General features: G+C 41.0%; 15 protein-coding genes. All 15 read right to left on the bottom strand.

Features of this window, described 5'->3' with window-relative positions:
- Positions 1 to 49: 49 nt before the first annotated feature.
- A complete protein-coding gene (locus EKM81_RS02510; RefSeq protein WP_125647937.1) occupies positions 50 to 1174 on the bottom strand; it encodes a glycerate kinase in 1125 nt (374 codons plus the stop codon).
- Complete coding sequence (locus EKM81_RS02515; protein ID WP_125647940.1) at positions 1152 to 1652, bottom strand: GNAT family N-acetyltransferase; 501 nt, start codon at positions 1650 to 1652, stop codon at positions 1152 to 1154. The genes EKM81_RS02510 and EKM81_RS02515 overlap by 23 nt, the downstream gene beginning before the upstream one ends.
- 697 nt (positions 1653 to 2349) lie before the next feature.
- A complete protein-coding gene (gene rplT, locus EKM81_RS02520) occupies positions 2350 to 2709 on the bottom strand; it encodes a 50S ribosomal protein L20 (RefSeq protein ID WP_125647943.1) in 360 nt (119 codons plus the stop codon).
- 67 nt (positions 2710 to 2776) lie between these two features.
- Positions 2777 to 2977 carry a 50S ribosomal protein L35 gene (gene rpmI / locus EKM81_RS02525; RefSeq protein WP_125647945.1) on the bottom strand — a complete coding sequence of 67 codons (201 nt, stop codon included), beginning with the start codon at positions 2975 to 2977 and terminating at the stop codon, positions 2777 to 2779.
- 42 nt (positions 2978 to 3019) lie between these two features.
- Complete coding sequence (gene infC / locus EKM81_RS02530) at positions 3020 to 3535, bottom strand: translation initiation factor IF-3 (RefSeq protein WP_125647948.1); 516 nt, start codon at positions 3533 to 3535, stop codon at positions 3020 to 3022.
- A gap of 200 nt (positions 3536 to 3735) precedes the next feature.
- Positions 3736 to 5718, bottom strand: coding sequence for a threonine--tRNA ligase (gene thrS, locus EKM81_RS02535; RefSeq protein WP_125647951.1), 1983 nt, complete (start codon positions 5716 to 5718; stop codon positions 3736 to 3738).
- 476 nt (positions 5719 to 6194) lie between these two features.
- Entirely contained in the window at positions 6195 to 7127 is a 933-nt protein-coding gene (dnaI, locus tag EKM81_RS02540) for a primosomal protein DnaI (protein WP_164509181.1), read from the bottom strand.
- The gene (locus EKM81_RS02545) at positions 7120 to 8538 is read right to left on the bottom strand and encodes a DnaD domain protein (protein WP_125647958.1); all 1419 of its coding nucleotides are present in this window, start codon (positions 8536 to 8538) and stop codon (positions 7120 to 7122) included. Before EKM81_RS02545 ends, dnaI begins: the two co-directional genes overlap by 8 nt.
- A complete protein-coding gene (gene nrdR, locus EKM81_RS02550) occupies positions 8510 to 9007 on the bottom strand; it encodes a transcriptional regulator NrdR (protein ID WP_125647961.1) in 498 nt (165 codons plus the stop codon). The genes EKM81_RS02545 and nrdR overlap by 29 nt, the downstream gene beginning before the upstream one ends.
- Before the next feature lie 355 nt (positions 9008 to 9362).
- Complete coding sequence (gene coaE, locus EKM81_RS02555; protein ID WP_164509182.1) at positions 9363 to 9995, bottom strand: dephospho-CoA kinase; 633 nt, start codon at positions 9993 to 9995, stop codon at positions 9363 to 9365.
- Entirely contained in the window at positions 9988 to 10869 is an 882-nt protein-coding gene (gene mutM, locus EKM81_RS02560; RefSeq protein ID WP_125647967.1) for a DNA-formamidopyrimidine glycosylase, read from the bottom strand. Before mutM ends, coaE begins: the two co-directional genes overlap by 8 nt.
- A 22-nt stretch (positions 10870 to 10891) precedes the next feature.
- Positions 10892 to 13576, bottom strand: coding sequence for a DNA polymerase I (gene polA, locus EKM81_RS02565; RefSeq protein ID WP_125647969.1), 2685 nt, complete (start codon positions 13574 to 13576; stop codon positions 10892 to 10894).
- A gap of 128 nt (positions 13577 to 13704) precedes the next feature.
- The gene (murC, locus tag EKM81_RS02570; protein WP_125647972.1) at positions 13705 to 15015 is read right to left on the bottom strand and encodes a UDP-N-acetylmuramate--L-alanine ligase; all 1311 of its coding nucleotides are present in this window, start codon (positions 15013 to 15015) and stop codon (positions 13705 to 13707) included.
- A gap of 45 nt (positions 15016 to 15060) precedes the next feature.
- Positions 15061 to 15687: a YtpR family tRNA-binding protein gene (gene ytpR, locus EKM81_RS02575; protein ID WP_125647975.1), complete on the bottom strand. Its 627-nt coding sequence runs from the start codon at positions 15685 to 15687 to the stop codon at positions 15061 to 15063.
- Positions 15688 to 15944: 257 nt separating this feature from the next.
- The gene (locus tag EKM81_RS02580; protein ID WP_125647978.1) at positions 15945 to 16274 is read right to left on the bottom strand and encodes a thioredoxin family protein; all 330 of its coding nucleotides are present in this window, start codon (positions 16272 to 16274) and stop codon (positions 15945 to 15947) included.
- Between the last annotated feature and the right edge of the window lie 21 nt (positions 16275 to 16295).

Raw genomic sequence — 16295 nt, forward strand, 5'->3', positions numbered from 1 at the left:
GTCATCCGGATGATTGTTTTAGCTATTTACTTATCAACTAGCGGACATGCTAAAAATGCTGGTGGAAAAAAGTTTGGAGCAAATTTAGACCTAGTTCACTGACATTGCTTAGCGTCCGTTCATGCTCCAGCGCTACTGACAAACTAACTGGCCCGGTCTGAATACAATAAATGCCTAACGTTAACTTTGACAAACAGCCAACCTGCGCATTTCGTTTGCCACAAATCGCTAAAACGGGAATTTTCATTTTTCGGCCCAATTCAGCAACCCCTAGTGGCACTTTACCACCATCAGTCTGAGCATCGATCTGACCTTCACCAGTAATGAGCAGATCTGCATCCTGACAAGCCCGCGGTAACTGAACTAATTGACTAATTGTTGCAAAACCAGGTGCTAACTTGGCCCCAATTAAGGCCAATGCACCACCTAATCCCCCGGCAGCACCTGCACCTGCTAACTGATTTAAATCAAGTTGATATTGCTTTTTTACCACGGTCACAACTTTTTTAGCTTGCTGGTCCTGTTGCTTCAAAATTGGCAGATTACCGCCTTTTTGAATACCAAAAACATGAGCAAAACCAGTCGGCCCGGCGTAAGGATTCGTGACATCAACTAAAGCCGTTAAATCTACTGTTGCTAACAGCGCCTTAATTGGTGCTAAATCAATTCCCTGAAAATTATTCAAAGGATTGAGCTGATTTAGCGACTGACCGGTTAGTTTAGCGCCCAACCCTGCCAGCAGACCTAGACCACCGTCAGACGTGCCACTACCACCTAAAGTCAAATAAATCCGCTGGCAGCCAGTTTTAATCACTTGACGCAAAACAAGGCCGAGGCCATAACTGGAAGCTTGCTGAATTGTCGTGCTACTCGGCGTAATCAAATTTAAGCCAATGACTTTAGCTGACTCAATAATTGCCGTCGGCTGGCCGTTGATCTTAGTTAATAAATATTCAGTCGTCAGTGGTCGGCCTAATAAATCAATTGTAGTAATCTTTTGATAAGAACCACCACAAGCGGCTTGGATTGCCGCCATGGTTCCTTCACCACCGTCAGCAATTGGTACAGAAACAGTGGTTAACTCTGACGCTGCTATTTTCTGAAAGAAAGCTTGATTCATTTGCGCTGAAGTCGCGCTCCCTTTGAAGGAATCAATTGCTGCTACTACTTTCATTCGTCAACCTCCCAGATAAATTCTTGCTCATCACAAAGTTAGTCAAACTTACACCATGACGTTGCACCTGCTGTTCCTGAAGAACTTGATAACCGCGTTGGGTAAAAAAAGGCCGCGCAGTAATTGATGCCTGAGTTGTGATCTGATGGCCCGCAAACTGGCCTTCAATCTGATCACAAATCGCAGTCGCAATGCCTTGATGCTCATAATTTGCGGCCACATACAGACGATCAAAATAGCCAGCCTTACTCAAATCACCAAAGCCAACTATTCCCCCACCGTTTAAGACAGCAATGATTGTTTGATGAGCTTGAAGCGATTGTTGCCAAGCAGCCAAGTCAAGTTGCCCATCAGCCCACGCATCAACTTCAGCTTGGCTATAATCTTGGCGATTAATCGTATGGACAGTTTGATAAAAAAGTTGGGCGATTTCTGATAAATCGCTACTTTGGTAAGCACGTAGTTGAAAGACGACCATTAATCAGCACTCCTTTTAGTTAATCATAAATCATTTTTTAGCTGCGCGATAGCAGCAATTTTGATCTAAATACTTAGAAACTGTCCTATCAAATTCTGTTGACGAAACGCTGATTTACAATTCTTGGATCAATGCCACTAAAACCATGGTGAAGTTTTGAAACAGAATTGCGTCTGGAGTTGAGATGGAGCACTTCACTGTTGTTAGTGGATAAGGCAAACATTGCGGAGTCACTCAACTCTGTTAGACAGTAGTTAAATTTTGAATAGTTAAACCAAAATAGTTTGATTGATAATGTTTAACTTCTGCAGCACGCTGATTTCTTCAGCTACAGAAAACTTGTCAATCAGACTATTAGTTCATCTCAATCTGCTTTTCCAAACAGTGGTAATCAATTCTGTTAGTTTCACCTGGTGGTGGCTGGGCGATTGGCGTCAGATGTGAAATTATTGTTGGTGCTTTAGCACTTACAATAAGCCTCGAATTTAAGATTTTCGCAGAAAAGCTCAAATCGACGGCCACGTCGTTCCACGCCCTCTTAATCGCCCAGCCGCCACCAAACCCTATTTGGGAAGTCTTGGCACAATTTTAGTATCAGGTCGTCAAATCGCTGGGCCATGCCGTTCCGAGAATAGGAAGTAACGGAAACAAAAAAACACAGCCATAAATGACTGTGTTCTATCTGACTTTTTTAAAATTACTTAGCCAAAGCAGCTTTTGCTTGGTCAGCAATTGCTTTAAATGCATCAGCATCATTGTATGCAAGATCAGCTAACATTTTACGGTTGATGTCAACGTTAGATAACTTCAAACCGTGCATTAATTGACTGTAGTTGATGTCGTTCATACGAGCTGCTGCGTTGATCCGGGCAATCCATAACTTCCGGAATTCGCGTTTAACTTGACGACGATCGCGGAAAGCATAGCGATAAGAAACCATGACCTGAGTATTTGCTGATTTGAAGAGTAAATGCTTAGCACCGCGATATCCTTTAGCTAATTTTAAAACTTTCTTACGACGTTTGCGCGTAACTGTACCGCCTTTTACACGTGGCATATTAATTTCCTCCTTGAGAAATAACTTTCACTTAAAAATTTCTGGGAACTGGGCTCTGCTTAAAGAATTAACGAACTTGAGAAAGCATTTGCCGGATTCGACGCATATCACTATTAGAAACCAAACCTGGCTTGCTTAATTGACGGCGTTGTTTCTTAGTCTTACCGTGGAAACGGTGACTTGTATAAGCATGACCCCGCTTTAATTTACCACTAGCGGTCTTTTTGAAACGCTTTGCTGAAGCGCGATGTGTTTTTTGCTTTGGCATGATAATATCCTCCTAAAGTAATTTAAAAATGTCGATTAAGACTTATTTTTCCGCTTTTGGTGCTAGCATGAGAAACATGCTTCGCCCATCCATCCGTGGATGTGATTCAACTGTCGCAATATCGCCAGCTTGTTCAGCTAATTGCTCAAGAACCTTACGTCCAACTTCCTTATGAGTGATTGCCCGACCTTTAAAGCGAATTGACACTTTAACTTTGTCGCCTTTGCCTAGGAACTTACGAGCATTGTTAAGCTTTGTATTGAAGTCGTTCTCACCAATACCTGGGCTTAAGCGTACTTCCTTGACATTAACAATCTTTTGCTTCTTCCGTGCTTCACGATCTTTCTTCTGCAGTTCGAAGCGATACTTGCCGTAGTCCATAATTTTGGCAACTGGTGGTTTTGCATTTGGTGAAACTAGAACTAAATCCATGTTAGCTTGTTCGGCCAACTTTAAGGCATCCATTCTTGATTTCACACCTAACTGCTCACCATCGCCAGCAATTAAACGAACTTCACGGGCTCGAATACTTTCATTGATAAATAAATCTTTTGCTATGGGAAGTCACCTCCAAATAAATTGTCGACGAGTACTTCTCGCCAGACCCACGCAAAAAAGCTGCGGGATGCAAAAGCACCCGCAGCGAAATTAATAATTCTTTCGGCAAACAAAACGTTTTATACCCAGAGGTCTGAAAACATGGGTGAGAAGCGGGAACTTCTGCTTAATTCAACTTTTCTAGTATACCGGCTGACTGATTACTTGTCAAGTTTTGTTTCGACGTTACTGTTAACTTTCTCAGAACCTGTCCGACTGTAGTTATGGATATCATCCAAAATCATGTCAGTAAACAGCTTGATAGCTTCATCATTGGCATCTTTTTCACCATAACGACGAACAGAAACAGTTTGATCACGTAATTCTTCATCACCGACAACTAACGTATAAGGTACTTTTTGGGTTTGTGCTTCACGGATCTTGTAACCCATCTTTTCATTACGTAAATCAACCTTAACTCGAATGCCTTGGCTAGCTAATTGCTTTTGCAATTGTTGGGCATATTCGGTATGCAAATCAAGGTTAACTGGGATGATTTCAACTTGGACAGGTGCTAACCAAGTTGGGAATGCACCCTTGTAAATTTCCATTAAGTAAGCAATGAAACGTTCCATCGTACCAACAATTCCCCGATGCATCATGACTGGACGATGATCCTTACCATCAGCACCAACATAAGTTAACTGGAATTTCTCTGGCATCATGAAATCTAACTGAATCGTTGACATTGTTTCATCATTGCCTAAGGCTGTCTTCGTCTGAACATCCAACTTAGGACCATAGAAAGCAGCTTCGCCTTCAGCTTCATAGTAGTCAAGGCCAAGATCATCCATGGCACCCTTTAACATTGCTTGCGACTTGTTCCACATCTCATCATCATCGAAGTACTTTTCAGTATTAGCTGGATCACGATAACTTAAACGGAAAGTATAGTCAGTAATATTGAAGTCATCATAAACATCCATCATCAAGCGTAACACCCGTTTGAATTCGCTTTGGATTTGTTCTGGTGCTAAGAAAGTATGACCATCATTTAAAGTCATTTCCCGAACACGTTGTAAACCTGACAAGGCACCAGATTTTTCGTAACGATGCATCATCCCTAATTCGGCAATCCGCACTGGTAATTCACGATATGACCGGTTGTGATGGTTATAAATTTGAATATGTGATGGGCAGTTCATTGGCCGTAATTCCAAGAACTCACCATCGCCCATATCCATTGGTGGGAACATATCTTCACGGTAATGAGCCCAGTGACCAGAAGTTTTGTATAAATTCAAGTTAGCCAAAACCGGTGTGTAAACATGTTCGTAACCATCGGCAACTTCTTTGTCAATGATATAACGTTCGATCACGCGCCGAATCGTGGCACCATTTGGCATCCAGTATGGTAAGCCGGCACCAACTTCAGGATCAACGAAGAAGATATCCAAGTCACGGCCAATTGTCCGATGATCACGTTCTTTGATTTCAGCCCGACGCTTCAAATCAGCAGCTAATTCATCAGCCTTGAAGAAAGCCGTCCCGTAAATCCGTTGGAGCATTGGATTACTTGACTTGCCTTGCCAATAAGCACCAGCAACCGATAATAATTCAAGATGCTTTAATGGTGCTAAACTCTTTAACAAAGCGCGACTACCAAAGCTCGTGTAGTCACCTAATTGATAAACATGAACTTGGACAGCATCCATGGCATTCAACAATAAAGTTTGATAAGGATCGTCAGCGAATTCTTTCAACAAATCGGTCTTATCAACAACTTTGCGTTCAACTGGTTGGTTAGCGGAAATGATTTTTTGCATTGCTTTTTTAATATCAGGTAATTCGCTAACAGCAACTTGGCCATCAGCGCGATCAGTATCTAAATAGAAACCATCGTCATCAGCCTTGTGTTCACCGAAATGTAAATCAGGATGCAATTGCTTTAAGGCAGCACCGAGAACAAATGCAGCCGTATCACGTAAAACCAAAACACCTTCAGGATCAGCGTTAGTGATAATTTGCAAATCGCCATCTTGGTTTAAAGGTTGGTCCAAATCAACTAAAGTGCCATTTAAATTACCGGCAACTGCCTTTTTGGCTAAGCTACTAGCAATACTTTTCGCAACAGCTAAAGTGGTTACCCCAGCATCAAATTCGTGTTGACTTTGATCTGGAAATGTTAATGAAATTTTTGCCATAATTCTTCCTCCTTGAACTGCCACAAAAAAAATCCCCAATAATCCGTTAAGATTATTGGGGACGTTATTTAACGCGGTTCCACCCGAATTGAGATAAGTGCACTTATCTCCGCTCAAAATGATCTTTATTGGAATCACCCAAGTCCATTCGAAGTGGTCGCAAATACTGAAACCGGAAAAAACTTACAGACAATGATTTTTTCTCTCTGACGGTTCACTAATTATTTGTGGTATCTTCATGCGTTATTAAAACATAAAAATGAAAAAGATACAAGTATTGTTAGAAAATTTATGAAAATAACTTAGTGATGATAGATAAATTACAAAACAAGCTTTCAAATCATTAACTCGATCAAGATGTTAAATCAGAATGACGCTGACGCCATTGCGGCTTGCTGGTTGTGAAACGCGGCCGGCCGCAACGGCGTTGTCCGCTATTCTGTCCAAAACATGTTTTTAGACACTTTCTGATTCAGCTATTTAAACGCTTCTTGGCGAATATTGGGTCCAGTCATTTCGTATTCTTGGGCTAAGAACCGAACCCGTTCCATAATTCGTTGAGCTTTAACAACTTCTGTTCCTTGCGTGGTCTCACTTAAGTACTGCTCCAGCTCGGCCATATTGAAATTAGATGTAAAACAAGTGGTCAACTGTTCTTGCATTCGATATTGTAAAATCACCCCAAGCACTTCATCACGGACCCAGGGGCTCAGCGCATCCGCACCAATATCATCAAGAATCAAGACCGGTGTCTTCTCAATTTTTTGCAGGCGGTCCCAGACTTTGTGATCATTAATGGCCTGTTTCATTTGTACGGCAAATGTTGGGAAATGAACCAAAGTGCTAGCCACATTATTTTGTGCTAACTCATTGGCTAGTGCGCCCATCAAGTACGTTTTGCCGATGCCAAAAGGCCCACTTAAATATAAACCCCGAATGTATTGGTTAGGGGATTTCGCAATAAACTGATTCAGTAAATCAATTGTAGCGCCATAAGCAGCATTACGACCATCAATGTCACGATAATCAGCAAAAGTGATGTCCTTTAAATTATCAGGTAGATTTAAAACTGTAATTTTATTTTTTTCACTTTTCGTCTTAGCCAGAGCAACGCCCTGTTGGCTCAACCGATAAGCAACCTCAATCAGACCATTATCCACCCGCAGATAAGGTTCATAACCCGCCTGCAGTAAGGGCTGGTTTGGATTCAAGCCTTGCTTAGTCTGATAAAACTCATAGATTGCTGCCGCCGATTTTTCAATACTTGTATTATCGATTTCATCTTGATTAGCCGATAGAAAAGACCGCACATCACTGTCCTGCAAAGCTGACGAAATTAATTGACGATAATTATCATTTAATCCACGATTATCTAAATACTTCTTTAAATATTCATTGATACTATGCATTGCGACCATCTCTTTCCTGACGTGTTTTCTCTAATCTGGCTAATTTTTTACGAATATCATTGGAAGTAACCGCTGACGGCTTGGCCGGACTAGACTTTTTACTTTCGGCATCATTAAGCCAACTGGGGACTGGCCCCTTAGTCCGGTTAGTCGTTGCTTTTCCGCGACGATTATATTGGCGTTGTGGCTTGGCTTGTTGCTGCTGTAGGTATGCCAAAGCTGCTGACGGACTATGAACCCCGTGCTTCAGCCAATCCTGAGCGACTTTATCCAATAGTGCTACTGTTAAAGTGGTGCTATCCTGCAAAATAGTATGAATTAAAATGTTCAAGGTCGGATTATCAAACACACCCCGTTGTTGCAACTTCTTCAAATTACGAATTTCCTGCTCGCCCACATAAGAGTGAACGCGCTCTTTCTCCCAATGAAGGAAATCCAATGGCATCAGCTTTTGTGCCTGGTCAACTAATTGCTGTTGTTCTGGTGTTAGTCGACTTGAATTTATCGCTGTAGTGGTTGGGTTCGCGCTGGCAGTTTTAGCTTGTTGTTCACTTGAATTAGGATGTAGCTGTTGGTACGCTGCTAAGGCCTTTTGCTCAAGTAAATTAAAATTGATTTTATTCGTTTGTCGATCAATACTTCTAGAAATCAAGCGCGCAATATCCGTCAGCGTAAAATCATAAAAAGCCTTCAGCCCATAAATCTCACTTTGATGCTGATTGATTTCCGACGACTCAATTTGTTGACGGCCGACTAGTGCAATTAACGTTTCCCAATCAAAGCTGGCTAACTCAGCTGGACTAATTTCTCCAAGTGCCCGCTGTTGCTGCGCATTTTTAAAATAATTAGCACTAGCCTTAACTTCTGTCGGTGGCACTAACAAACTTGTGCTCGCCACATGAAAAACATCTAAAAAGCCCGCTGTTAACTCCTGCGACTCAGTGAGATCAACTTGCGGTAACGCAAAAAATTTCTGTAAGGCCATAAAGCGCGGCCGTGAAACTTGTTCCAATAAAAAAGTCGCCAGCAGTTCTTCTTGGAAGAATTTATCTGGCGCTAATGGTGCAAATAATTGATAAGTTAAATAAGTGCCTAACTGGTCATGTTTCTGATAAGTTCGCAATAAACCAAGCGCCTCTAATTGCTGACGGGCCGCCAAAAACATTTTTGCATCTAAATCAAGCAAATCAAACAACTGAAAATGATGGGCCCTTTGCGAAATCAACTGCCGATCATCAACTTCACTCCATAAGGTTAGATACATCGTATAAGCAGCAGTACTTAACAATGGCTGATACAATTTAGTCAAAACAACTTGGTCCTGATCATCCCACAAACTAGCCCGCACTAAAAAATAGCCTAACTGTGGGTCTAAATTTGCACTAGTGATCTTGTTCTCGTTTGCTGTCATCTTGATAAGATTTCTTCTCCTTGGCAATCAGCTCTTGCACTTCTTGCATAAACACGTTCATATCTTTAAATTGACGATAAACACTGGCAAACCGAATATAGGCCACATCATCCAGTTTAGCCAAATATTTCATGACCAATTCACCGATATCATTTGATTGAATTTCGTTTTCACCACTTTGGCGAATATCCCGTTCAACTTTATCGACAACATCAGTCATTTGATCCATCGTGATTGGCCGTTTTTCTGCGGCCCGAACTAAACCACGCATAATTTTCTCACGATTAAATTCTTCACGAGTACCATTTTTTTTGATGACTAACAATGGTGTCTGTTCAATCCGTTCGAAGGTGGTAAAACGATAACCACAATTCTCGCATTCACGACGACGGCGAATTGCGCGCCCTTCATCAGCTGGTCGACTATCAACAACTTTTAATGAATTATGATGACAACGCGGACATTGCATATTGTTACCTCAGTCTCCTAGATTTCTATCCAAATAATACTTTTAATTGTTTATATTATAACCTAAATTCAGGTGCGACAACAAGCAGGCCAAAATGCCATCTCAACCAATCCTGCGACAATTTTACGCTTAAATAGTCACAGCCCAACCTGCCTGTCTCAAACTATTCAGAAAAAAGGCCAACAAATCTGTCCGACTTTCCAATTAGCATTCAGCTACTCAAATGTTTTTTAAGAACAAAAAATATCATGTTAGCAGAGCCTAACTCAACATGATATTATGATTGTCATTATTTAAAATGTTATTTTTATGCTTCAAGAAACCTGCTTTTAAGATACCAACTAAGTTTGGAAAATCATTTGCCAACAGGCTGCCCTAGAAAACGTTGAAATGATGGCGATTGCCATAACTGTGTAAAACTTTTTTGCAGTGATTGTAAATCACGGTCACCAGAAATTAAAAAATCCGCACCTGCTAGTCGTACTTCTGGCGCGACCTGGGCAGCAATCCTAGCTTTTGCGTCAACTGCAGTTAAGTGGTTACGTTGCTGTAATCGTTGTACTTGTATTTCTGGAGAAATTGTTACCACCAGAATCCGGTCACACAGCGGCTGATAGTGCTGTTCAAATAACAAAGGAATTTCTATCACAATAAGCGGCTGAACTTGTAGTTGAGCTGCAGCAATAGCCTGAATAATCTCAGTGCGAATCAAGATCTGCAATAACGTATTCAGCTTATCTAATGCCGCCTGATCATTGAAAACTAGCTGTCCCAATTTTTGGCGATTAAGCTGACCATCAGCGTGAAAATAAGCTGCGCCAAAAACTTTTTTTATTCGTTGGGCGCCGACTTGTCCAGGTAACATTAAGCGATGCGCAATTTGATCTGCGTCAATTAATGTGGCACCTTGTTGTCTGAATAACTGAGCCACTGCAGACTTGCCTGAAGCAATCCCACCAGTTAAGCCTAAAACTGGCGTTCTATTCATGAGCGCCACCAACAACCGCATCCTCAGTTTCATTTAAGTGCCAGCCAAGTGGCAGTGGTTGGCAGTGAGGACAAAAATGGGTTCCCCGACCACCGACCTTAATTTTAACAATTGTCGTTTGACAACGGGGACAAGGTTTACCTTCCTCACCATAAACATTTAAGTCAAATTGAAAATGGCCACTGTGACCACTAGCATCTACATAACTACGAATCGTTGTGCCACCAGCAGCCACTGCTTTAGTTAGTTCGGCAATAATTTGCTGATGCAGTTCCTTTACTTGCGCTAAGGTAAGCTGATTAGCTGGCGTCAACGGATTAATCTGGCTTAGCCACAAAACTTCATCAACGTAAATATTACCTAAACCAGTGACGACTTTTTGATCTAATAGCACTGGCTTGATGGCCTTGTGATGACGCTGTAAGCCTTGTTGAAATGCGGAAACTGTAAAATCAGAACTCAAGGGCTCGGGACCTAACAATTTAATGCCAGAAACTTGTGCTTCCGTACCTGTATCAACCAGCTGCATCCGGCCAAATTTACGAACATCTTGATACTGCAAACTAGTACCATCAGTTAATTCAAACACGACATGAACATGTTTATTATGTGGTTGCACTGTAGGCTCTAAGTAGTACTTACCCTCCATGCGCAAGTGACTGATCATCGTTAAATGCTCATCAAACCGAAATAACAAATACTTGCCGCGCCGATCGATTGTTTCGAAAGTCCGCCCAACTAATAATGCTTGAAAAAGTTTGCTATCCCCATTAATAATTTTAGGATAATAGAGACTGACTCGGGCAATTTTCTTTCCGGTAATCAATGGTATCAGGGAACGACGAACGGTTTCAACTTCTGGTAATTCAGGCAAATTGGTCTCCCCCCTTTACTTATTAACCTTTAGCATCATACCATGTTGGACCATGAGCACTATCCACAACTAATGGCACATCTAATTTCACCGCTGAATCCATGACACTAGGCACTAATTTTTCCAAAATAGGAATTTCAGTAGCAGGCGCTTCAAAAATCAATTCGTCATGAACCTGCAATAACATTTTAGCTTGTAAGTTTTCTTCAGCTAAACGTTGCTGCATATTGATCATTGCCACTTTAATAATATCGGCGGCACTGCCTTGAATTGGGGTGTTCATAGCTGTTCGTTCAGCAAAGGAACGCAGATTATAATTTTTAGCATGAATATCTGGCAAATAACGACGCCGATGCATGATTGTCTCCACATAACCTTGCTGGCGAGCCACTTCAACAATATCTTTGACATACCTTTCAACATCAGGGTATTGTTCAAAATAAGCCGCAATAAAATTAGCCGCTTGGGTCCGGGAAATACCAATATTACGAGCTAACCCGTAATCACTGATCCCGTAAACAATCCCAAAGTTAGTTGCTTTCGCCTGGCGACGCATATCTGGCGTAACCTCACTAGGATCAGCAAGATGGAAAATTTTCATTGCCGTATTCGCATGAATATCAATTTTATTTTTGAAGGCTGCTTGCATATTTGCATCCCCAGAAACATGGGCTAAGACTCGTAGTTCAACTTGTGAGTAATCACTGGAGAAGATTTCCCAATCAGGATGACTTGGCACAAAAGCCTGACGAATCTTACGACCTTCTGGCAAACGTACTGGAATATTTTGAAGATTAGGATCGACTGAAGAAAGTCGTCCAGTTTGAGTCAATGTCTGTAAATATCGCGTATGCACTTTATGATCAGGATGAATGACCTTCAACAACCCCGTAATGTACGTTGACTGTAACTTTGAAATTTGGCGATAAGTCAAAATACGATCAATAATGGGATTATCACCTTGCAGCTGTTCAAGGACTTCAACCGACGTTGAATAACCGGTCTTGTTCTTCTTGATCACTGGTAATTTCAATTCATCAAATAAGACCGTTCCTAATTGCTTGGGTGAGTTGATATTAAATTCATGACCCGCGTCTTCATAAATTAACGCTTGAATATCATTTAACCGTTTTTCAAAATCAAGCCGCATCGTTTGCAGTCGTTGACTATCAACAGTAATGCCGTTTAGTTCCATTTGTGCTAAGACTAAAGCTAAAGGCGCTTCTATTTCATCATAAAGCTGATCTTGGTCATTATCCTTAAGCTGGGTCAATAGCGGTGTCTTCAAGCGATAAATTGCCTGCGCTTTACAGGCTAAATGATGACCTAGAACTTCTGGATCCATTGGGACTGCACGTTTAGTACCTTTACCATAAACTTCTAAGTCAGTCTGAACCGCTTGATACCCATGTAAGTGGGCCAAAACACCAAGATCATTACTGTTATCAAATGTATTAAGCAAGTACGAAACTAACAATAAATCAAAAGTCATCCCAGCAATTGGTGCGCCTAAACGAGTCAACAGGACCTCAGTTTTTTTACTATCAAAAACATATTTTTCATGATCTCGATTAGCTAACCAAGCCTTAAATTCTGGCGTAGTTAATAAGCTTAAATCTTGACTGTAATACCAGTGATCAGCAGCACCAATGGCAAAGCCAATTGGCATTTCCAGATGATAATTATCCCCAAGAATATCAATTTCAAAGGCCTGAGGTTGCGGCGACTTCAAAATTTGGGGTAAATCAGCTGCCACTAATTCTTGAGCATTAATCTTCTGGGCCGCATCAGCATCGGCTGAAGTCGTTGATTTACTAATTTGTAATTTTGCTAGTTTTGATTTAAAGTCCATCGCTTCATAAAAAGCAATCAACTTTTCTTGATTTTCTGCCTGACGCTTGATATCAGCTAAACTAATCGTTAAAGGAGCCGCCGTATTAATGGTGGCCAATTTTTTAGACAGCACAGCTTGCTCATGATCGTTTTCCAGATTCTCTTTCAACTTGCTTTTTTTCATTTCGGCAACATGTTGATAGAGTGTTTCAATACTGCCATATTCTTTAACTAACTTGAGGGCCGTTTTTTCGCCGACTTTAGTTACACCAGGATAGTTATCAGAGGTGTCACCCATTAATCCCTTCATATCAATGATTTGCTTAGGTGTAATCCCCAACTTCTCCTGCACGTGGGCCGGTGTATAAGTCTCTAACTCATTAACACCTTTCACGGTTACTTTCACAGTTGTATTAGCCGTTGTCAGCTGGGTCAGATCTCGATCGCCAGTAATGATTGTCACCGGCATCTGTCCTTGGGCTTCTTTAGCTAGAGTGCCAATAATATCATCGGCCTCATAATCAACTAACTGATAATGAGCAATACCCAAAGCATCTAAATACTCACCAAAGTATGGTAATTGCTCGGATAACTCAGACGGTGTTTTAGAACGATTACCCTTGTAATCATCAAACATTTGGGTCCGAAAAGTTGTTTTGCCAGCATCAAAAGCCACTAACATATGAGTTGGCTGTTCCGCCGCCAAAATAGTTTCCAGCATATTACTGAAGGTATACAACGCATTAGTATGCAGACCTTCACTGTTTGTAAAACGGTCAAGCGAATTATGCAAGGCAAAAAAAGCACGAAAGGCTAAACTATTGCCATCTAATAAAAGTAATTTATCTTGCTTTACATCTGCAACTGCTGCCATATAAACCTCCATCGAAATTTGCTAGACTACCAAGTTGTCACAATTCCTCTGGCAATTAGGTATTGCGACTAAAACAAGCATCATGACGTCACCGCAGAATCAAGCGAATTGGTACGCCATTATTAACCTTATTTATTCAATAAATCTTCAAAAGCCTTCTCATATTTTTGAATATCACCAGCGCCCATAAAAATCACTACCGCCTGCTGATATTTAGTTAACGGTGTCATATTAGCTAAAGTTAACACTTCACCACCATGTTTAATTTCTGCGCCTAAGTCAGCACTTGAAACAGTGCCTTGTTGTTCACGAACCGAGCCGAAAATGTTCGTCAAATAAACTTGATCAGCGCGATCTAGCGCAGCAGCAAATTGCGGCATTAATGCCTTTGTTCGCGTATATGTGTGTGGTTGGAAAACCACCACTAATTCTTGATTGGGATATTTCTGACGTGCTGCATCAATCGTCGCCTTGATTTCAGAGGGATGATGAGCATAGTCATCGATCACGGTTAAATCGCCAAATTTCTGTTCGCTGAACCGCCGTTTAACCCCGTTGAAAGTCAATAATTCAGCAGCCACTTCATTCATGGACAAGCCTTCAAGATAGCTGACCCCAATAACTGCTAAACTATTCAGAATATTGTGTTCACCAAATAAATGAATCACAAAATGGCCAAGCTTTTCACCGTGATGTAACACATCAAAGGATGAACCAGTAGCCGTCCGTTGAACATTAACCGCCTGAAAATCATCAGTATCTTTTAAACCATAGTAATAAATTGGCGTGTCAGTTTGCAGCCGCCGTAAGTTAGGATCATCGCCCCAGGCAAAAATACCCTTTTTCGTTTGCTTAGCCTCTTGCTCAAAGGCACTAAAAACATCTTCTAGGTCATGGTAATAATCAGGATGATCAAAATCAACATTGGTCATAATGACATAATCAGGATGATAAGCCACAAAATGACGCCGATATTCATCAGCTTCGAAAACAAAGAAATTGGCATCGGCAACGCCTTTACCACTACCGTCACCAATTAAGTAGGACGTTTTAGCAACACCACTAAGCACATGAGCCAATAAACCAGTCGTACTTGTTTTGCCGTGAGTGCCAGCAACACCAATACTTGTGTAATCTTGCATCAATTGGCCTAAGAAATCATGATAGCGAATAACCTGATAGCCCTGATCATGAGCTGCCTTAATTTCTGGATGATCATCCGTAAAGGCATTACCAGCAATATAAATCCAATCTGGTTGAACATTAGTTGCATCAAATGCATAAATTGGAATCCCAGCTGCTTCCAAACCTTGCTGAGTGAAAGTGTATTGATCAATATCGGAGCCTGCCACTTGATAGCCTAAATCATGGACCACCAAAGCAAGTGCACTCATTCCTGAACCCTTAATCCCAATAAAAAAATATTTCTTCGTTGTCATTATTCATCCTCGTTAACTTATTCAGTCTTTTGCTACTCGTAAAAATTATAGTTGATAGTCGAAATCAAACGCTGAACCAACTTCCGCTTGATGGTCTAAAACCAAAATACCGCGCTTAGCTGGTGCATTTTTTAGTCCTAATTCCCGGGCACTACAAATCATTCCTAAACTCTTGATACCCCGCAACTCACCAGGCCAAATAATTTTGCCGTCTGGCATCATGGCCCCAACTAAAGCCACAACGACTTTTTGATTCTCACCAATATTAGGTGCCCCACAGACAATTTGTAATGGTTCTGCCGCGCCAACGTCAACTTGCGCAATGTGTAAGTGATCTGAATTAGGATGTTCTTTCAGCGACAGTACTTGACCAACAACAAACTTAGGCGTCAAATCAGCCACAAGTTCGGATTTAACACCAGCCTTTTGTAATAGGCCATTAAATTCATCTACTTGATTTTCATTTAAAAATACTTGACCGGCACCAGTTAAATCCGGCAAATTATCTTGGGCGTGGAATAAGTTAACACCCACTAATTCTTGATTATCCTGACGGAAAATTGCGACCACATCGCCAGCTTGAGTAACAGCTTGTTCGCTTGCCGTGGCCTGACCTGTTGTGACAATCAATACATCGCCTAAAGCGTCTTTGTTATAGCTTGAAATCAGCAATCGAAAAACTTCCCATCATTTTATATTTTTTCTAAGTGTGCCCCATGGGGATTTTTATATTATCTTAAAATAAAATAGTGATATTTTCAGAAAGTTGCCCCGAAGTATTCTTGAGCACAACTCAATTTTTAAATTTTATTTGTACAAAAAAAGCGTGTCGCTCTCAAAAGCTATCTTGCTGCGATTTTGTCGGCAGCAAGAAATAGCTCTGATTGCACGCTTATTATTGTAAGCTAGATTTAATTGTTTTTAAAGTCCTAGTTAGTAAAAGCTAAATTATTAATGAAATTTTCAATTTCCGCACGAGTTTTGCGGTCAGCACTCACAAAACGACCAACTTCTTGGCCATCTTCAAAAGCAACAAAACTAGGAATTCCCATGATGCCTAATTCTTGGGCTAAATCCATAAATTGATCACGATCAACTTCAACGAAATTCAAATCCGGATATTCGGCATCGATTGCTGGCATGCTTGGCTTGATAAAGCGGCAATCACCACACCAAGTTGCCGTAAAGAAGAGCATCGTCTTCCCCTTAGCCGTAATTGACTTTAAATCTTTTGATGGTATTTCACTTAAAGCTTTCATGATTTAAAAACCTCCATCTTA

It is taken from the genome of Lapidilactobacillus gannanensis, from assembly GCF_003946675.1.
Taxonomy (GTDB): Bacteria; Bacillota; Bacilli; order Lactobacillales; family Lactobacillaceae; genus Lapidilactobacillus; species Lapidilactobacillus gannanensis.